13 protein-coding genes are annotated in these 15253 nt (G+C 41.3%); 5 read left to right on the plus strand and 8 right to left on the minus strand.

Going from position 1 to position 15253, the window contains the following annotated elements:
* Nucleotides 1–8: 8 nt before the first annotated feature.
* Nucleotides 9–2627, minus strand: coding sequence for an alanine--tRNA ligase (gene alaS, locus B9Y81_RS11025; protein WP_085536979.1), 2619 nt, complete (start codon nt 2625–2627; stop codon nt 9–11).
* Nucleotides 2628–2721: 94 nt separating this feature from the next.
* On the opposite strand from alaS, the gene B9Y81_RS11030 reads away from it, so the two are divergent.
* From B9Y81_RS11030 to B9Y81_RS11040, 3 genes are all read left to right on the plus strand, one after another.
* Nucleotides 2722–3705 carry a M23 family metallopeptidase gene (locus tag B9Y81_RS11030; RefSeq protein ID WP_085536980.1) on the plus strand — a complete coding sequence of 328 codons (984 nt, stop codon included), beginning with the start codon at nt 2722–2724 and terminating at the stop codon, nt 3703–3705.
* A 4-nt stretch (nt 3706–3709) separates the two neighbouring features.
* Complete coding sequence (locus tag B9Y81_RS11035) at nt 3710–4072, plus strand: MerR family transcriptional regulator (RefSeq protein WP_085536981.1); 363 nt, start codon at nt 3710–3712, stop codon at nt 4070–4072.
* Between the two features lie 77 nt (nt 4073–4149).
* The gene (locus B9Y81_RS11040; protein ID WP_085536982.1) at nt 4150–4521 is read left to right on the plus strand and encodes a DUF3127 domain-containing protein; all 372 of its coding nucleotides are present in this window, start codon (nt 4150–4152) and stop codon (nt 4519–4521) included.
* Nucleotides 4522–4587: 66 nt separating this feature from the next.
* On the opposite strand, the gene B9Y81_RS11045 is transcribed toward B9Y81_RS11040, so the two are convergent.
* From B9Y81_RS11045 to B9Y81_RS11075, 7 genes are all read right to left on the minus strand, one after another.
* Nucleotides 4588–6849 carry a RelA/SpoT family protein gene (locus B9Y81_RS11045; RefSeq protein ID WP_085536983.1) on the minus strand — a complete coding sequence of 754 codons (2262 nt, stop codon included), beginning with the start codon at nt 6847–6849 and terminating at the stop codon, nt 4588–4590.
* 185 nt (nt 6850–7034) lie between these two features.
* Nucleotides 7035–7481 (minus strand): DUF937 domain-containing protein, encoded by a 447-nt coding sequence (locus B9Y81_RS11050; RefSeq protein WP_085536984.1) that lies wholly within the window; start codon nt 7479–7481, stop codon nt 7035–7037.
* 57 nt (nt 7482–7538) lie between these two features.
* Nucleotides 7539–9059 (minus strand): lytic transglycosylase domain-containing protein, encoded by a 1521-nt coding sequence (locus B9Y81_RS11055; protein WP_085536985.1) that lies wholly within the window; start codon nt 9057–9059, stop codon nt 7539–7541.
* A gap of 4 nt (nt 9060–9063) precedes the next feature.
* Nucleotides 9064–9840, minus strand: a complete 777-nt coding sequence (locus B9Y81_RS11060; protein WP_085537759.1) for a DUF5683 domain-containing protein — start codon at nt 9838–9840, stop codon at nt 9064–9066.
* 10 nt (nt 9841–9850) lie between these two features.
* Nucleotides 9851–10729, minus strand: coding sequence for a ParB/RepB/Spo0J family partition protein (locus B9Y81_RS11065; protein ID WP_085536986.1), 879 nt, complete (start codon nt 10727–10729; stop codon nt 9851–9853).
* A gap of 12 nt (nt 10730–10741) precedes the next feature.
* The gene (locus B9Y81_RS11070) at nt 10742–11515 is read right to left on the minus strand and encodes a ParA family protein (protein ID WP_085536987.1); all 774 of its coding nucleotides are present in this window, start codon (nt 11513–11515) and stop codon (nt 10742–10744) included.
* A 281-nt stretch (nt 11516–11796) separates the two neighbouring features.
* A complete protein-coding gene (locus B9Y81_RS11075) occupies nt 11797–12129 on the minus strand; it encodes a YegP family protein (protein WP_085536988.1) in 333 nt (110 codons plus the stop codon).
* 747 nt (nt 12130–12876) lie between these two features.
* Between B9Y81_RS11075 and B9Y81_RS11085 the strand changes: the two genes are divergently transcribed.
* A complete protein-coding gene (locus B9Y81_RS11085) occupies nt 12877–13239 on the plus strand; it encodes a BlaI/MecI/CopY family transcriptional regulator (protein WP_085536990.1) in 363 nt (120 codons plus the stop codon).
* Nucleotides 13240–13262: 23 nt separating this feature from the next.
* Nucleotides 13263–15110 carry a TonB family protein gene (locus B9Y81_RS11090; protein WP_085537760.1) on the plus strand — a complete coding sequence of 616 codons (1848 nt, stop codon included), beginning with the start codon at nt 13263–13265 and terminating at the stop codon, nt 15108–15110.
* The last annotated feature ends 143 nt before the right edge of the window (nt 15111–15253 follow it).

The following is a 15253-nucleotide window of genomic DNA, read 5'->3' on the forward strand; positions in this document are numbered from 1 at the left end:
TACTCTTGTTATTTATTCAGAGATCCTACGATCTCATTTACCGCAATAGTTAATCCGTCAATATTCTTTCCTCCGGCAGTTGCGAAATGAGGTTGCCCTCCACCACCACCTTGGATATGTTTTGCCGCGTCTTTCACTAATTGGGAAGCATTCAGACCATCTGCAACCAGATCATCGCTAAGCATAACCATTAAAGTACATTTAGACTCTTCGATAAATCCACCCACAAAAGCAAAAGAATCGTTCACTTCTCCCTTTAGCTGAAAGGCAATATCTTTTCCCATATCAGGTTTACCCGGACCAATATATTGCACGGTGAGTATTCCGTTTTTATTTTCAGCTCTTGCTAACAATTCTTCTTTCAGAAGCTTTGTTTTCTCTTTCACAAATTGCTCCAGTCTGTTCTTCATATCGGCGTTCTCTTCGATTGATTTTTTAACAGCCTGCACTACATTCGGCATATTATTCATCAACGAACGAAGCTCCGACAACACATCCTGCAATGTAAAAATATACTCTTCTGCTCTTTCTGCAGTTACCGCTTCTATTCTACGTACACCTGCAGCAATAGAGCTTTCAGCCATTATACGGAGTGAACCAATCATACCGGTGGAAGGAATATGCGTACCACCACATAGCTCGATAGAGCTACCGTATTTAACTACACGCACTTCATCGCCATATTTTTCACCAAACAACGCCATAGCACCTAATTCTTTCGCCTCATTGATTGGCATGGAACGGTGCTCCTCTATCGCGTAATTCGCACGGATCTTCTTTCCTACACGTTTTTCTATTTCACGAATTTCGGCATCTGTTACTTTTTGATAGTGAGAGAAGTCAAAACGCAACGTTTCCGGTGACACAAATGAACCCTTCTGTTCAACATGAGCACCTAACACTTCGCGAAGCGCTTCGTGCAACAAGTGCGTACCTGTATGATTACATTCGCATTGCAAACGCTTTTCTTCATTAATCTTAGCCGTAAAAGAGGCTGTGATATCTTTAGGTAAACGAGCTGTCAAATGTACCGGAAGATTATTCTCACGCTTAGTATCTATGATTTCAATCTTTTCATCACCGGTTATAAGCCATCCGCTATCTCCTACTTGCCCCCCCATTTCAGCATAAAACGGAGTTTTATCTAATACCAATTGATATAGCTCTTTGTTTTTTTGCTTGATCTTACGATAACGAAGTATTTCGGCATCACACTCAAAATAGTCATATCCTACAAACTGACTATCTCCTTCTTTTACGATAACCCAGTCGCCTGTTTCTATAGCGGCGGCATTTCTGGCGCGTTCTTTTTGTTTTTGCATTTCCGCATTGAACTCGTCCAGATTTACTTCCATCTTATTTTCGCGAAGGATAAGTTCGGTCAGGTCTAACGGAAATCCGTAAGTATCATATAACGTAAAGGCATCTACACCGTTCAGGATACTTTCTCCGGCCGATTTAGCATCGGCTATCTTTTTATCCAATAAACGGATACCAGTTTCCAATGTATGCAGGAACGATTCCTCTTCTTCTTTTATTACCTTTTCGATCAATGTTTTCTGAGCGATCAGTTCGGGATAAGCATCACCCATCGTTTCGATCAGAACAGGCAGCAATCCATACATGAATGCTTCACGACGATCTAAGAATGTATACCCATAGCGCACCGCACGACGTAAGATACGACGGATCACATAACCCGCTTTCGCGTTCGAAGGCAACTGTCCGTCCGTAATAGAGAAAGCGATTGTACGGATATGGTCGGCAATCACACGCATAGCGATATCTTTTTGCTTATCTACGCCATATACAGAACCACTCTTTGCCGCTATTTCCTGAATAATCGGTTGGAACGCATCCGTATCGTAGTTGGAAATCTTTCCTTGTAAAGCCATACAAAGACGCTCAAATCCCATACCGGTATCGATAACTTTAGCCGGAAGCGGATCCAGTGAACCATCTGCTTTACGATTATATTGCATAAACACTAAGTTCCAGATTTCAATTACCTGCGGATGATCTTTATTAACCATTTCGGCACCGCTTACGGCAGCACGTTCATCGTCAGGACGAAGGTCTATATGTATTTCAGAGCAGGGACCGCACGGACCGGTATCTCCCATTTCCCAGAAATTATCTTTTTTATTGCCATTCAGTATTTGATCTTTAGGAAGAAACTTTTCCCAATATCCGGCAGCTTCATCATCCCTTTCCAATCCTTCAGCCGCACTACCTTCAAACACCGTTGCATAAAGGCGTTCCGGATTTAGCTTCAGCACGTCTACCAGATATTCCCATGCCCAGTTAATGGCTTCTTTCTTAAAATAATCTCCGAAAGACCAGTTTCCAAGCATTTCAAACATGGTATGGTGGTACGTATCATGTCCCACTTCTTCTAGGTCATTATGCTTACCGCTTACGCGAAGACACTTCTGTGAATCGGCTATGCGAGGGTATTTGATCGGAACATTCCCCAGTATTATATCCTTGAATTGATTCATTCCTGCATTGGTAAACATCAATGTAGGATCGCCTTTTATCACCATAGGAGCTGAAGGCACAATCTGATGTCCTTTTGAAGCAAAAAATGCTTTAAAGGATTCTCGGGTTTCTTTTGCTGTCAACATACGTCTTGTATAGTCTCGTTAATATTCTGAAAAACAATTTGCAAAAGTACTCCATTTTATTATTTTTGCCACTGTTTGAACAATAAAATATTAAATGAAGCTGTTTAAAACCCGAAAAACGTACTATCTCTATAATCCGGCTACACTTAGTTACGAGCGGGTATATCCTTCGGCGAAAGATCGTTTCTTCACCATATTGCGCCATTTGAGTACAGGAGTCGCCTTTGGTGTTGTCACCTTTTTTGTGATGTTCTATCTGATCGATTCACCTAAGGAAACATTGTTAATAAAAGAAAACAAATTACTCCAGACACAATACGAGATTCTGTCACTTCGCCTCAACGACGCGTTGGCTGTTCTTACCGATATACAGCAGCGAGACGAAAATCTTTACCGGGCTATCTTTCAGGCCGAATCAATTCCCGAATCCATTCGCAAATCCGGCTTTGGCGGAACTAACCGCTATGAGCACCTTACCAGTTTACCCAATTCGGAATTGATTGTCGCCACAACCCAAAAGATGGATATCCTACGGAAGCAGCTTTACATACAATCCAACTCGCTGGAAGAGCTGATCAATATCGGCAAAACTCAGGAAGAAAGACTGATGTGTATTCCGGCTATTCAGCCTATTTCGAATAAAGACCTGACCAGAACAGCCTCCGGATATGGTATGCGTATCGACCCGATTTACCGGACACGCAGATTTCACTCGGGCATGGACTTTTCTGCTAAAACAGGAACAGATATCTATGCCACGGGAAACGGGGTCGTTACCTTTTCGGGTTGGAGACAGGGGTATGGCAATTGCCTTATTATTGACCATGGCTTCGGTTACCAAACGCTTTACGGGCACATGCAGAAGTTTAAAGCCCGTGTAGGTCAGAAGGTAAAACGGGGAGAAATAATCGGCTATGTGGGCAACACGGGTAAATCCACAGGTCCTCACCTGCATTATGAAGTAATTGTACGCGGCAGACACGACAATCCGTCCAAGTACTATTTTATGGACCTCACTCCCGAGGAATACGACCGCATGATTCAGATTGCGGAAAATCACGGACAGGTAATGGATTAAGGCTATGGAAGAAAAAGATACCAACAGCAAAAAGCTCTACTACTCCATCAGTGAAGTGGCGGCCATGTTCAACCTGAACGAATCGACTCTCCGTTTCTGGGAAAAAGAGTTCAACATTATCCGTCCGCGCAAATCAGAAAAAGGTACACGTTTCTATAAAACGGAAGACATCGAAGCCATCCGCCTGATTTATTATTTGGTAAAAGAAAGGGGCATGACGCTGGCCGGAGCACGTCAGAAATTAAAAGACAACAAGGATACCACTGTAAAACAGGAAGAGATCGTTAATCGTTTGAAGCAAATAAAAGCAGAGTTACTCTCTATTCGCGATGCTTTCGACGCGTTGGAAAACGAACAGCAACCCTGAGGAAACAGTACCCGCAAAAAGAATTAGTAACTTACGGCAGAAAACCGTAAATTCGCATCCAATATAAAAAGACAATCATGGAAATTACAGGAAAGATCATTGCTGTTCTTCCCGAGCAAGGAGGTACAAGCAAAAATGGCAACGAGTGGAAAAAACAAGAATATGTATTGGAAACGTATGATCAATACCCCAAAAAGGTATGCTTCCAGCTATTTGGAGCAGATCGCATAACGCAAGCAGACATTAAATTAGGGGAAGACGTAAATGTGTTTTTCGATATCGACAGCCGTGAATATCAAGGCCGTTGGTACACCAACATCAGCGCATGGAAAGTTGATCGCGTTGCAATGCAATCTTCACCCGAAGCAGCTACATCTCCAATCAGCAATCCTACAGTAGCAGCACCCGATTTTGGTCCGGCCAATCCGGTGGATGACCTGCCTTTTTAACAACAAAGAAATTACATTATCATGTAGGGGTGAACTTTTTTCGCCCCTACGATAAATTCGGATTTATCATTCGCCAACTCTGCCTACCGATTTAATGCTCTTTAGTTTCGACAGCTTAACGCATATTTTCTGAATATCTTCCACGTCGTGTACTTTCATCTTTATTTTTCCTTCGAAAACACCATCTTTCGCCTCAATCAACAATCGCTGGATATTCACGTTAAAATCTTCGGATATAATTTTTGAGATATTACTTAACACGCCAAGCGAGTCAATCCCTTTTACCTCGAGTGTGGCTTCGAACGAGGCGGTTTTATGACTACTCCATTCCGTGGATAGAATACGTTCGCCAAAGCTGCTTTTCAGGCGCATAGCGATGGGACAGGAACGCTTATGCACCACCACATTACCATCGTCATTTATAAAACCCAGCGCATCGTCACCCGGAATTGGTTTACAACATTCCGCCAGCACATAGTTCCGGTTAAAAGCTTCCTCACGAAGGATATACGGTCTTTTCTTGTCGTATTGCGGTTTCTCTTTCGGTTCTTCCTCAACGGACGCATCTTCTTCCTGCGTTTTTCCAACACCAAGAGCTTGTTTCAGGTATTTGAAAAAGAAGTTGTCTGTTTTTTCTTTCAATATCTTTTTTAAGTTTTCCGGAAGTACGGTCTCTCCTTTTTCTACGGAATAAAACAGATCCTCCCTTTTCGGAAAACCATAATAAAGCGCCAGCTTATCGAGTTCTCCGGTATTCGGATCAATCTCCGCGTTCTTCAAGGCAGTAATCACCTTGTGTTCTCCTTCACGGGCAACCTCACGGCGCGAACGTTTTAAAGCATAATCTACCTTCGCCTTTGCCTTTGCGGTTGTTACAAAATTTATCCAATCGGGTTGCGGCTCCTGCGAACGCGAGGTGAGTATTTCAACCTGGTCGCCACTTGCCAGGGGATGACTCAAGGGAACAAGGCGGTGGTTCACCTTTGCCCCGATACATTTATTCCCGATATTGGTATGAAGCGCATACGCAAAATCCAACGCGGTGGCACCCTGAGGAAGTGTTTTTATATCCCCTCTCGGTGTAAACACAAAAATTTCGGCACTGAAAAGATTTAATTTTATCGTATCTAAAAAATCTAACGCGTTTGGATTCGGGTTCTCCAGAATTTCCGTGATTGTATGCAACCATTTGTCCAGTTCCGTATCCTCTTCCACATTATGTTCTTTATATTTCCAATGCGCGGCAAAGCCTTTCTCGGCAATATCATCCATTCTGCGGCTACGAATCTGAATTTCCACCCATTGACCGTCGGGTCCCATAACCGTCAGGTGCAATGCCTGATATCCGTTTGCTTTCGGCCTACTCACCCAGTCTCGAATCCGGTCCGGTCGTATGCGGTAAATATCTGTAATAGCAGAGTAAATCTCCCAACACTGGTTCTTTTCATCTATTCCCAGTTGAGATTCAAAGATGATACGCACAGCATAAATATCATATATCTCATCAAACGATACACCTTTACTCTCCATTTTACTCCAAATAGAGTAAGCCGACTTAACCCGCGCGCGCATTTCGTATTTAAGTCCCATGCTTTGCAGTTTCTTATCAACCGGAACGGCAAAATGTCCGAACAGTTTTTTGCGCGCTTCTTCGGTCGCGTCCAACCGTTCTTGTATAAAGGCGTATTCCTGCGGGTGTTCGTATTTGAAACTAAGATCTTCCAGTTCTGTCTTAATAGAAAAAAGGCCCAACCTGTGAGCCATAGGGGCATATAGGTAGAGCGTTTCTCCGGCAATTTTAAATTGTTTGGCAGGCAAAAGCGATCCGAGTGTACGCATATTATGCAAACGGTCTGCTATCTTAATCAAAATCACACGGATATCGTCACTCATTGTGAGCAACAGTTTGCGGAAGTTTTCAGCCTGTGCCGAAGCCTGTTCACCGAAGATACCTCCTGAAATTTTAGTCAGCCCGTCTACAATCTGGGCGATTTTGGGGCCGAACATATTGCTGATATCCTGAACCGTATATTCTGTATCTTCCACAACATCATGCAGCAGAGCGGAACAAATGGAAGTAGAGCCAAGCCCCATTTCCCGGCATACAATACGGGCAACAGCCAAGGGATGCAGAATATAAGACTCGCCGGAACGTCGCTTGACACCGGAATGAGCCTGATTGGCAAACTCAAACGCTTTTGTTATTAATTCTACCTTTCTTCTGTGATTAGAGTTTAGATAGTCTTGAAGAAGCGCCTCAAACTCAGCACGAATTTGTTTTTCATCAGCAGACATTTCTTCAACTCCCGGTTTTTTCGCATCGCTCATAGTCTATCTCCTTGTTAATTGCTGTTTGCATACAAATATATTAAATCCAATTGATTCCCACTACAGAATGGGAATCCTATCAATAGTTAATTTTAAATACAACAAACCCGTTGTACGAGTAGTTTCGGTCTACATCCGAACAACGGGTCGTTTGTTTCGGGTTTGCAACTTCAAACCGCTATTTCTTACTTCCCAAGAATGCCACCCAATAATCCTCCGGCCTTTTCGATAAGGCTGCCGCCGGATTTTCCTCCTGCCAACGAAGTTAGCACAGCAACAAGATCCACGTTTTTATCTGAAGAAGCTTTTTTGGTTACCCCATCGATTATGGTTGGAAGAAAAGCCTGAATTGTATTAGCCAGACCACTGTCGATACCCAACTTAGGTGCGATTTGTTGCACAAAAAACGATTGGATCATCTTAGTTACCGGACTGGCAGACGCGGCTGTATTTCCATTAAAAAGAGACATAATACGCTCTAATCCATTTGATTCGCCGGCAGCTTGTTTAAGTCCGCCAAGGATTGAATCACCGATTCCTCCCACAACACTATTTTCTTTTTCCTTTGGCAGCTCGATCTGTCCTTTTATTGATTCGGCTACCTGACTTTTAATTAATTCCAAAAATTCCATACGCTACCATGTTAAATGTGTTAAAAACTATTCACTCAGAAAAACAGAGCCGGTTAACTAAACTACCGGTATCTTCAGTATCTGTCCGGGACGTAAACTCGTTCCCGTCATATTATTTGTGCTTTGAATAAGCGCGATCGTTACACCCGGATACTTTTTCGAAATCGAGTACAGCGAATCTCCGGACTGAACCGTATATGAGCGATAATCACTGTTTCCCTTATCGGTATTTACAGTGGTCGACGCAGCGGCTTTCTTTGTAGCAGCCGGTGCATTAGCCTTCGCGTTCGAAGCAAAAGCAACGCCTCCGTTATCTACATAAAGCACCAATCTTTTCCCCACAGCAACCCGGTTACTGCCCAATCCGTTCCACTTACGTATATCTTTAGCCGTAACACCGTATTTATTTCCTACAACATGCAGATTCTCTCCTTGTTTCGTAATGTGTACAATGCGTTCACGGGTTGTTTTCACCTCCGTGGTATTATTCAGCATATCCGCTAACAAAGAATCCGTTCCATGATAAAAAATCGTATCTTCATTTTCCACAAAAGCATACGTTTGTGCCGCAGGCAATTTAAGAACAGCCGATCCGGTATTTCCCGGCACAATATCTCTTTTATATTGGGGGTTCAACACACGAAGCTGCTCTATATCAAGAGACAGCATATCAGCCACCTGATCAAAATGAAGTATTTTATTCACAACAACCGTATCGGTTGCTAAAGGCAGATTTGTTTCTACCGGGCAAAGGTTGTGGTCGCAATAATAGTTCATAATATAATTGGCCGCGATAAACAAGGGAACATAAGAACGGGTTTCTTTAGGAAGATAAGGGAAAATGTCCCAAAAATCAGTCTTCCCTGAACGTTTCATTGCTTTATTCACATTACCCGGACCACAGTTATAGGCAGCCATAACCAAATTCCAGTCGTTATAAATCGCGTACATATCCTTAAAGTAACGACAGGCGGCATAGGTAGACTTTACAGGGTCTAAGCGTTCATCTACTAAGCTATTTATTGTAAGTCCGTAAACTTTTCCGGTCGGCAACATGAATTGCCAGAGGCCCGAAGCCCCAACACGTGATAAAGCCCTTGGGTTCAAAGCACTCTCTACAACAGCAAGATACTTCAATTCAAGAGGCAGATCATGTTCATCCAATACCTGTTCAATAATCGGAAAATAATAATCTGCCATCCCCAACATATAACGAACCAATCCGCGGCGACGCTCGGCATACAGGTCAATGCATTGACGTACCACCTTGTTGTATTGCATCGGAATAACCCGAGGCAGTCTATCCAAACGGTCTCTATAAGTAGAATCAGGGAAAAACACATTTTTTTCATCATCTTGGCAGTAATCAACCGAAGATGTAAAATACCTCACATGCCATGAATGGAGAAGACTGTCTATATCCGCATCCAAACTTTCCGGGATATAACCAACCTCATCAATTAGTTCCTCTTGAGAAAGAACAGAATAGGTTTCGTCTCCCGTAATCTCTGTCTCTTGTGCGACAGCAAAACTTAGACTTAGCAGTAAGCCTATTATTAGCAAGAGTTGCTTTATCATTAAATTAGAATTTTATACTACAATTTATTCCGTATATATGAGGGGTCTGACTATTTCCCGGCGTAATTGTCGGCTCTACCCTCATGGATAAATCCGGCGAAATATCAAAATCAAACAAATGCGCGTCAACATACGCGTCAAGCATACCCAATACATAAACCCCGACACCAATAAAGATACTCATATCCCGAAACCGACGAAAATAATCTTTCCTGCGCTTCAACTGATTCTGAAAATTCACATCCCGCGCTTTCGCAAGCATCGCTTCGTCATCGTTCCAGTCTATAGATCCTGTCACAAAGTTCTGCCACAAGTCTTTGTGCATAATCGGATCCTTCTGAACAGTGCCCCAATAGGCATTGGAGTAATCCGAATAATTCCCGTGATTCCACGTCATGGCATACACACATCCCATAAGCCCTCCATAGATAATAGGGAGCTTCCAATACTTTTTATTATAAATCTGCCCTAAACCCGGAACCAGCGCGGAAAAAAGCAACGCTTTCGTCGGATTGGGCTTAAAAGGTTCGACCACCTGCATTTCCTCCGGCGAAGGAACTACAAGCGAATCAGCCGCCAAAAGCACGGCTTGTGTCACCGAATCTACCGCTGATACAATTACAGTATCCGCTGCAATTTCCGGGTAATCCACCAAAACTGTGTCTGCTATCGTTGTATGCACTTCAACAGGAACAATTTCCTGCGAATACCCTGTCAGGGCAACACAAAACGAAACACACAAGTATATTATTATTTTATTTACGCTAAAAAAATTATCCACATTCAACGGCTTATCGTTTCAGTTTGTCAAGCAAACCAACCAGTTCTTCCAATTGCTCTTCAGATACGAAAGGAATAGTAATCTTTCCTTTACCCTTATCATTGTAGGTCAATTGTACTTTTGTTTTAAAGAAAGACGACAGATGGTCTTTCAATAAATTATACTCTTCGGGCAACAACGCCTTTTTCTCTTTCTTCTCCTTTTTCGTTTCGGTAACACCTGCACTGCGTACGGATTCCTCCACATTGCGCACAGATAAACCTTCCGTCAGGATGCGCTCGTATAACTTCAGTTGCTCTTTAGGATTTTCCACCGGAAGCAAGGCACGCGCGTGCCCCATATCGATTTTCTTATCTTTCAGCCCCATTTGAATCTCCGCCGGTAATTTCAGCAAACGAAGGTAGTTCGCTATCGTGGCGCGCTTCTTCCCTACCCGCTCACTTAGCCGCTCCTGGGTTAAACCGTAAAGATCAATCAGTTTCTGATAAGCCAATGCTATTTCAATGGAATTCAAATCTTCACGCTGAATATTTTCGATCAGCGCCATTTCTACTACATTCTCATCATCAGCGGTCTTGATATAAGCCGGTATCCCTGTCAATCCGGCTTTTAAAGAAGCGCGATAACGCCTTTCGCCGGATATGATCATATACTTATCCGGAGAAATCTCACGCAATGTTATAGGTTGAATCACGCCCAACGAGCGTATTGAAGTAGCAAGTTCCTCTAAAGCTTCTTCTTCAAAGACCGTACGGGGTTGTTCCGGATTAGGTTGAATTTTGCTTAATTCTATCTCACTAATAGATGACGAACCACCCGTTTTCAGGTCATCCATCGTTATCAGTGCATCCAATCCGCGACCAAGGGCCGATCTTTTAAGTCCTGCCATAATACAAATATCTTATTTTCGTTTCTTATTCTTTTCAATCAGTTCCTGTGCCAGTTGAATATGGTTTAAAGCACCTTTGGATTCAGCGTCATACAGCAGTGCCGGCTTTCCGTAACTGGACGCCTCGCTCAATTTAATGTTGCGTTGTATAACCGTATCAAACACCAGTTCCCGGAACGGTTTTTTCACTTCTTCATAAATCTGATTAGCTAATCGAAGACGCGAATCATACATCGTCATCAGGAAGCCTTCAATTTCCAATGAAGTATTTAATCTTGATTTAATAATCTTTATCGTGTTCAGTAATTTACTGATACCTTCCAATGCGAAGTACTCACATTGCACCGGAATTATAACAGAATCGGCGGCGGTAAGGGAGTTGACAGTAATCAAACCAAGAGAAGGAGAACAATCGATCAAAATATAATCATACAGTTCTTTCAAGGGCTGAAGCACTTGCCGAAGCAACTGTTCCCGGTTTTCAATATTCAACATCTCAATTTCCGCACCAACCAAATCAATATGGGAAGGGATAATGTCTAAATGCTCCACTTCAGTAGAAATAATAGCGTCTTTCGCCTCATTTCCATTGATCAGACATTCATAAATAGACAACTTCACATCGCGTATATCTATTCCAAGGCCTGAGGAAGCATTTGCCTGAGGATCAGCATCTACCACCAGAACCTTTTTATCAAGCACAGCCAATGAAGCCCCTAAATTTATGGTCGTTGTGGTTTTACCCACTCCTCCCTTTTGATTTGCCAATGCTATTATTTTCCCCATAATGTTAAGCTTTATATGTTTCGGTCGCAAATCTATCCAAAAAAATAATAAACCATTTGACCGACTATCAGCAAATGAGCTAACTGTTGATAAGTCAACCGTTTTGTTGATAACATGCAAATATAAACAGAATTAAGTTATTCTGCTTATTCTTTATTTTTTATTCACATACCATGCCGGCTTAGCACACAAATCACCCGGTCTCAAACTAAAAGAAAAGCCATAAAGATACATTATACTGTTTCTCTATGGCCTTTTTTGTCGTAAATGGCAGTTTACTTTTAGCTGTCCAATTCAACAACAGGAGATTCAGGAGCGTTTTTTTTCACTGATTCGATGCCGTTATCACGACCGGACTCTGAGGCGTACATCTGGCTCGAGCCGATTACCTGTCCGTTTGTTGCTTTCAGATTAAAGAAAAATTTCCCGTTCGAAGCAACCTTCTTTTCATATCTGCCATCAACCGGACCGTTCTTTTTAACTGATTCTATACCATTTACACAGGCTGCTTTTGTTGTATATCCTTCGCTTGTAAGAATAATTTCGCCATTACCGGCTTTCAAATTAAATTGAAATTCACCATTTTTTCTTTTTGACAGTTCAAATTTTCCCATTTCGATTCTATTAATATTAAATTTATAAAAGTTAGAATAATACGTACATTATTATTATGTATTTACGGATACTAAATAAACAAAACCATTTTAATTTTTTTTTGCAGAAACAAATAGTATTATAGCATAAACCCTCCCAAAACAAATTCAAGCCAAACGAATGCTATTCAAAAAAAAAAAAACGAACGCTTTAAAACACCGCATGATCTACGTCAAATTTCTGTTCGGTCTGATCCTTTTTAACAATTCAAATTCCCCCTTTAAATCAGCGTTGTTTTTTTGCATACTTTATAAATATAAATATATCCTTTATTTTTCTGAAAACATCCTTTATTTTTTCAAAAATAACCTTTATGTTTTTCGGCATATACATAATCCTGATTATCAACAACTTAAAAACACGTCAAAAAAAAAGCAATTTACCCCCGATTTTAACTTAAATCGTAGAAAATGGGTTGTGCCGGATATTTATTTTTTTCATAGAAGAGCCTGTTTAAATTTTGCTCGTTGGAAAATTTAAACAGGCTCTAAGCATCGGATTAGGTACAGACGTTTATTGTATCAGATCAAGTAACAACTATTGTATTATCATAAGTAACAACGAGAAACAGTCTTTTTTATTTTTATAAATACCGCAAAAAGAACAAACATTAATACTAATTAACCCTTTGTCTGTTTTTATATTACGATTTTTACGTAGATTTGCTACGAAACATTCGTAATGATAATATTAAAACTGAATATAGAATGGAAAAGTTAACAATGCAAGAAGAAGAAGCCATGCGCTGGATATGGCAAACGGCACCCTGTTTTGTAAAAGATGTTTTGGTGAAATATGATGACCCCAAACCTCCTTACACTACGTTGGCGTCTGTGATTAAAAATCTGGAGCGAAAAAAATACGTGAAAGCGAAACCTATAGGAAACACTTACCAATACACACCGCTAATAGCTGAAAGCGACTATAAGCGCACGTTTATGAACGGAGTGGTACAAAATTATTTCGAAAACTCCTATAAGGAAATGGTTTCTTTCTTCGCGAAAGACCAAAAGCTAACGGCTAAAGACCTGGAAGATATTATTAAGATGATTGAAAGAGGTAAAGAATAACTTAACACCTTACTGTTATGAATATTACACCTGAATTAGCTTATTTCGTAAAGATAAACATAGCGTTTATTCTGTTGTACGGCTTTTATCGTTTGTTCTTTTATAAAGACACATACTTTACTTTACGCCGTATAACCTTACTCACGTTTTATGTACTTGCTTTTTCTTATCCTTTATTTAATATTCAAGAATGGGTAAAAGTACAGCAACAGCCTATTGCAGAAGTAATTTACTATTATTCGAGTGTATCACCGGAAATAGTGGTAGAGCAAACAAACGCCAACGTTATTTCATGGGGGCAAATAATTAATAACATCGCGCTCTTAATTTACGTTACAGTTGCCGGATGTTTGCTTATACGGTTCATTATTCAATTAGCCAGCATCCTCCGGATCAAACGCCTCAGCAAACGGTCCGTTATTAATGGAATTCCCGTATACCTGCTTCCAAAGCCGGCTGCTCCGTTCTCATTCTTCCGTTCCATATTTGTTTATCCGGACAGTCATTCGGAAAAAGAATTGGAAGAAATCCTCATGCATGAATGTACGCACGTTGCTCAATGGCATTCGATTGATGTGATTTTCAGCGAACTGATTTCTATTTGCTGTTGGGTAAATCCTTTCGTCTGGTTGCTGAAAAGAGAAGTCAGACATAACTTGGAATACCTTGCAGATAACACGGTAATACATTCCGGCTATGATAGTAAAACCTATCAGTTTCATCTGTTAGGTTTAATGCACCAACAGTCAACGGCTACATTATACAATAATTTTAATGTGTTAGACTTAAAAAATCGAATCATGATGATGAATAAAAAACGATCCAGCAGAATGGGAAGAGCCAAATACCTCATCTTCCTACCTTTTGCAGCTTTATTACTGCAATTTTGTAATATCGACCGTACGAAACAAGAATCGACTTCTGAAACTACAACCGAAGCCGGTTCTGTAAAAGTGAGCGGAACGGTAGTGGATACGAATGGTAACGCCATTGCCGGAGCAAATGTGATTGTGGATGGCACTGATACAGGTACCATCACAGACCTGAATGGGAATTTTGAGTTGCAAACAGATAATAATGCCACACTTTCTGTTTCATTTATTAATTATGACAAAGAAAACAGAAGCGTAAGCTCGGTTCAGGCAACTCCTACAATTATTTTAAAACCGGCGGGACAAAGTAAATCCAGAGATCAAGTTTTCACTGTTGTTGAAGAGATGCCTAAATTCCCCGGTGGTGAAGCGAAACTGCTTGAGTTTATTAACAAAGGCATAAAATATCCTGTAACGGCTCAGGAAAAAGGTATTCAAGGCCGTGTGATTGCCAGTTTTATTGTTAACAAGGACGGTTCTGTATCGGATGTAGAAGTTGTGCGTGGTGTTGACCCGTTATTAGACACGGAAGCCGTACGGGTAATAAGTACATTCCCTAACTGGGAACCGGGTAAACAACGCGGCCAGGCGGTAGACGTGAAGTATACAGTGCCGATTACGTTTAGATTAAGTTCCGGAGGGAATGAAACTGCTTCACCAAATGCGTCCAATCAGATAAAAGGCGATGTATATACCGTAGTGGAAGAGATGCCCAGATTTCCGGGAGGAGAGGAAGCATTACTAAAATTTATCAACCAAGGAATAAAATATCCTACAGACGCACAGGAAGGTGGTAAACAAGGACGTGTGATTGTTTCGTTCACCGTTAAGAAAGATGGCAGTGTAGCGGATGTAGAAGTTATGCGCGGAGTATATCCTTCGCTTGACAAAGAAGCTATGCGTGTAATTGGCACTATGCCTATCTGGGAGCCGGGTAAAGAAAAAGGACAGGCTGTGAACGTGAGATATACAGTGCCGATTACCTTCAGGTTGCAATAACAGCCCGGAATATTGTTTTGATTAGAAAATCTTCATCACAAAGATAAGCACGAGATCATGGTGAATTATAGATTGGTTTATCTTCTCTTCTGTGTTCTGCCTTTCATCGGGCAGGCACAAGAAGAGAACAGCCTGCAAGAGTT

The sequence above is a fragment of the Massilibacteroides vaginae genome (assembly GCF_900178525.1).
GTDB lineage: Bacteria > Bacteroidota > Bacteroidia > Bacteroidales > Tannerellaceae > Massilibacteroides > Massilibacteroides vaginae.

Excerpts from the sequence above, each read along its gene's own strand:
- alaS (WP_085536979.1), bottom strand. The coding sequence starts at position 2,627 with ATGTTGACAGCAAAAGAAACCCGAGAATCCTTTAAAGCATTTTTTGCT.
- B9Y81_RS11030 (WP_085536980.1), top strand. The coding sequence starts at position 2,722 with ATGAAGCTGTTTAAAACCCGAAAAACGTACTATCTCTATAATCCGGCT.
- B9Y81_RS11035 (WP_085536981.1), top strand. The coding sequence starts at position 3,710 with ATGGAAGAAAAAGATACCAACAGCAAAAAGCTCTACTACTCCATCAGT.
- B9Y81_RS11040 (WP_085536982.1), top strand. The coding sequence starts at position 4,150 with ATGGAAATTACAGGAAAGATCATTGCTGTTCTTCCCGAGCAAGGAGGT.
- B9Y81_RS11045 (WP_085536983.1), bottom strand. The coding sequence starts at position 6,849 with ATGAGCGATGCGAAAAAACCGGGAGTTGAAGAAATGTCTGCTGATGAA.
- B9Y81_RS11050 (WP_085536984.1), bottom strand. The coding sequence starts at position 7,481 with ATGGAATTTTTGGAATTAATTAAAAGTCAGGTAGCCGAATCAATAAAA.
- B9Y81_RS11055 (WP_085536985.1), bottom strand. The coding sequence starts at position 9,059 with ATGATAAAGCAACTCTTGCTAATAATAGGCTTACTGCTAAGTCTAAGT.
- B9Y81_RS11065 (WP_085536986.1), bottom strand. The coding sequence starts at position 10,729 with ATGGCAGGACTTAAAAGATCGGCCCTTGGTCGCGGATTGGATGCACTG.
- B9Y81_RS11070 (WP_085536987.1), bottom strand. The coding sequence starts at position 11,515 with ATGGGGAAAATAATAGCATTGGCAAATCAAAAGGGAGGAGTGGGTAAA.
- B9Y81_RS11075 (WP_085536988.1), bottom strand. The coding sequence starts at position 12,129 with ATGGGAAAATTTGAACTGTCAAAAAGAAAAAATGGTGAATTTCAATTT.
- B9Y81_RS11085 (WP_085536990.1), top strand. The coding sequence starts at position 12,877 with ATGGAAAAGTTAACAATGCAAGAAGAAGAAGCCATGCGCTGGATATGG.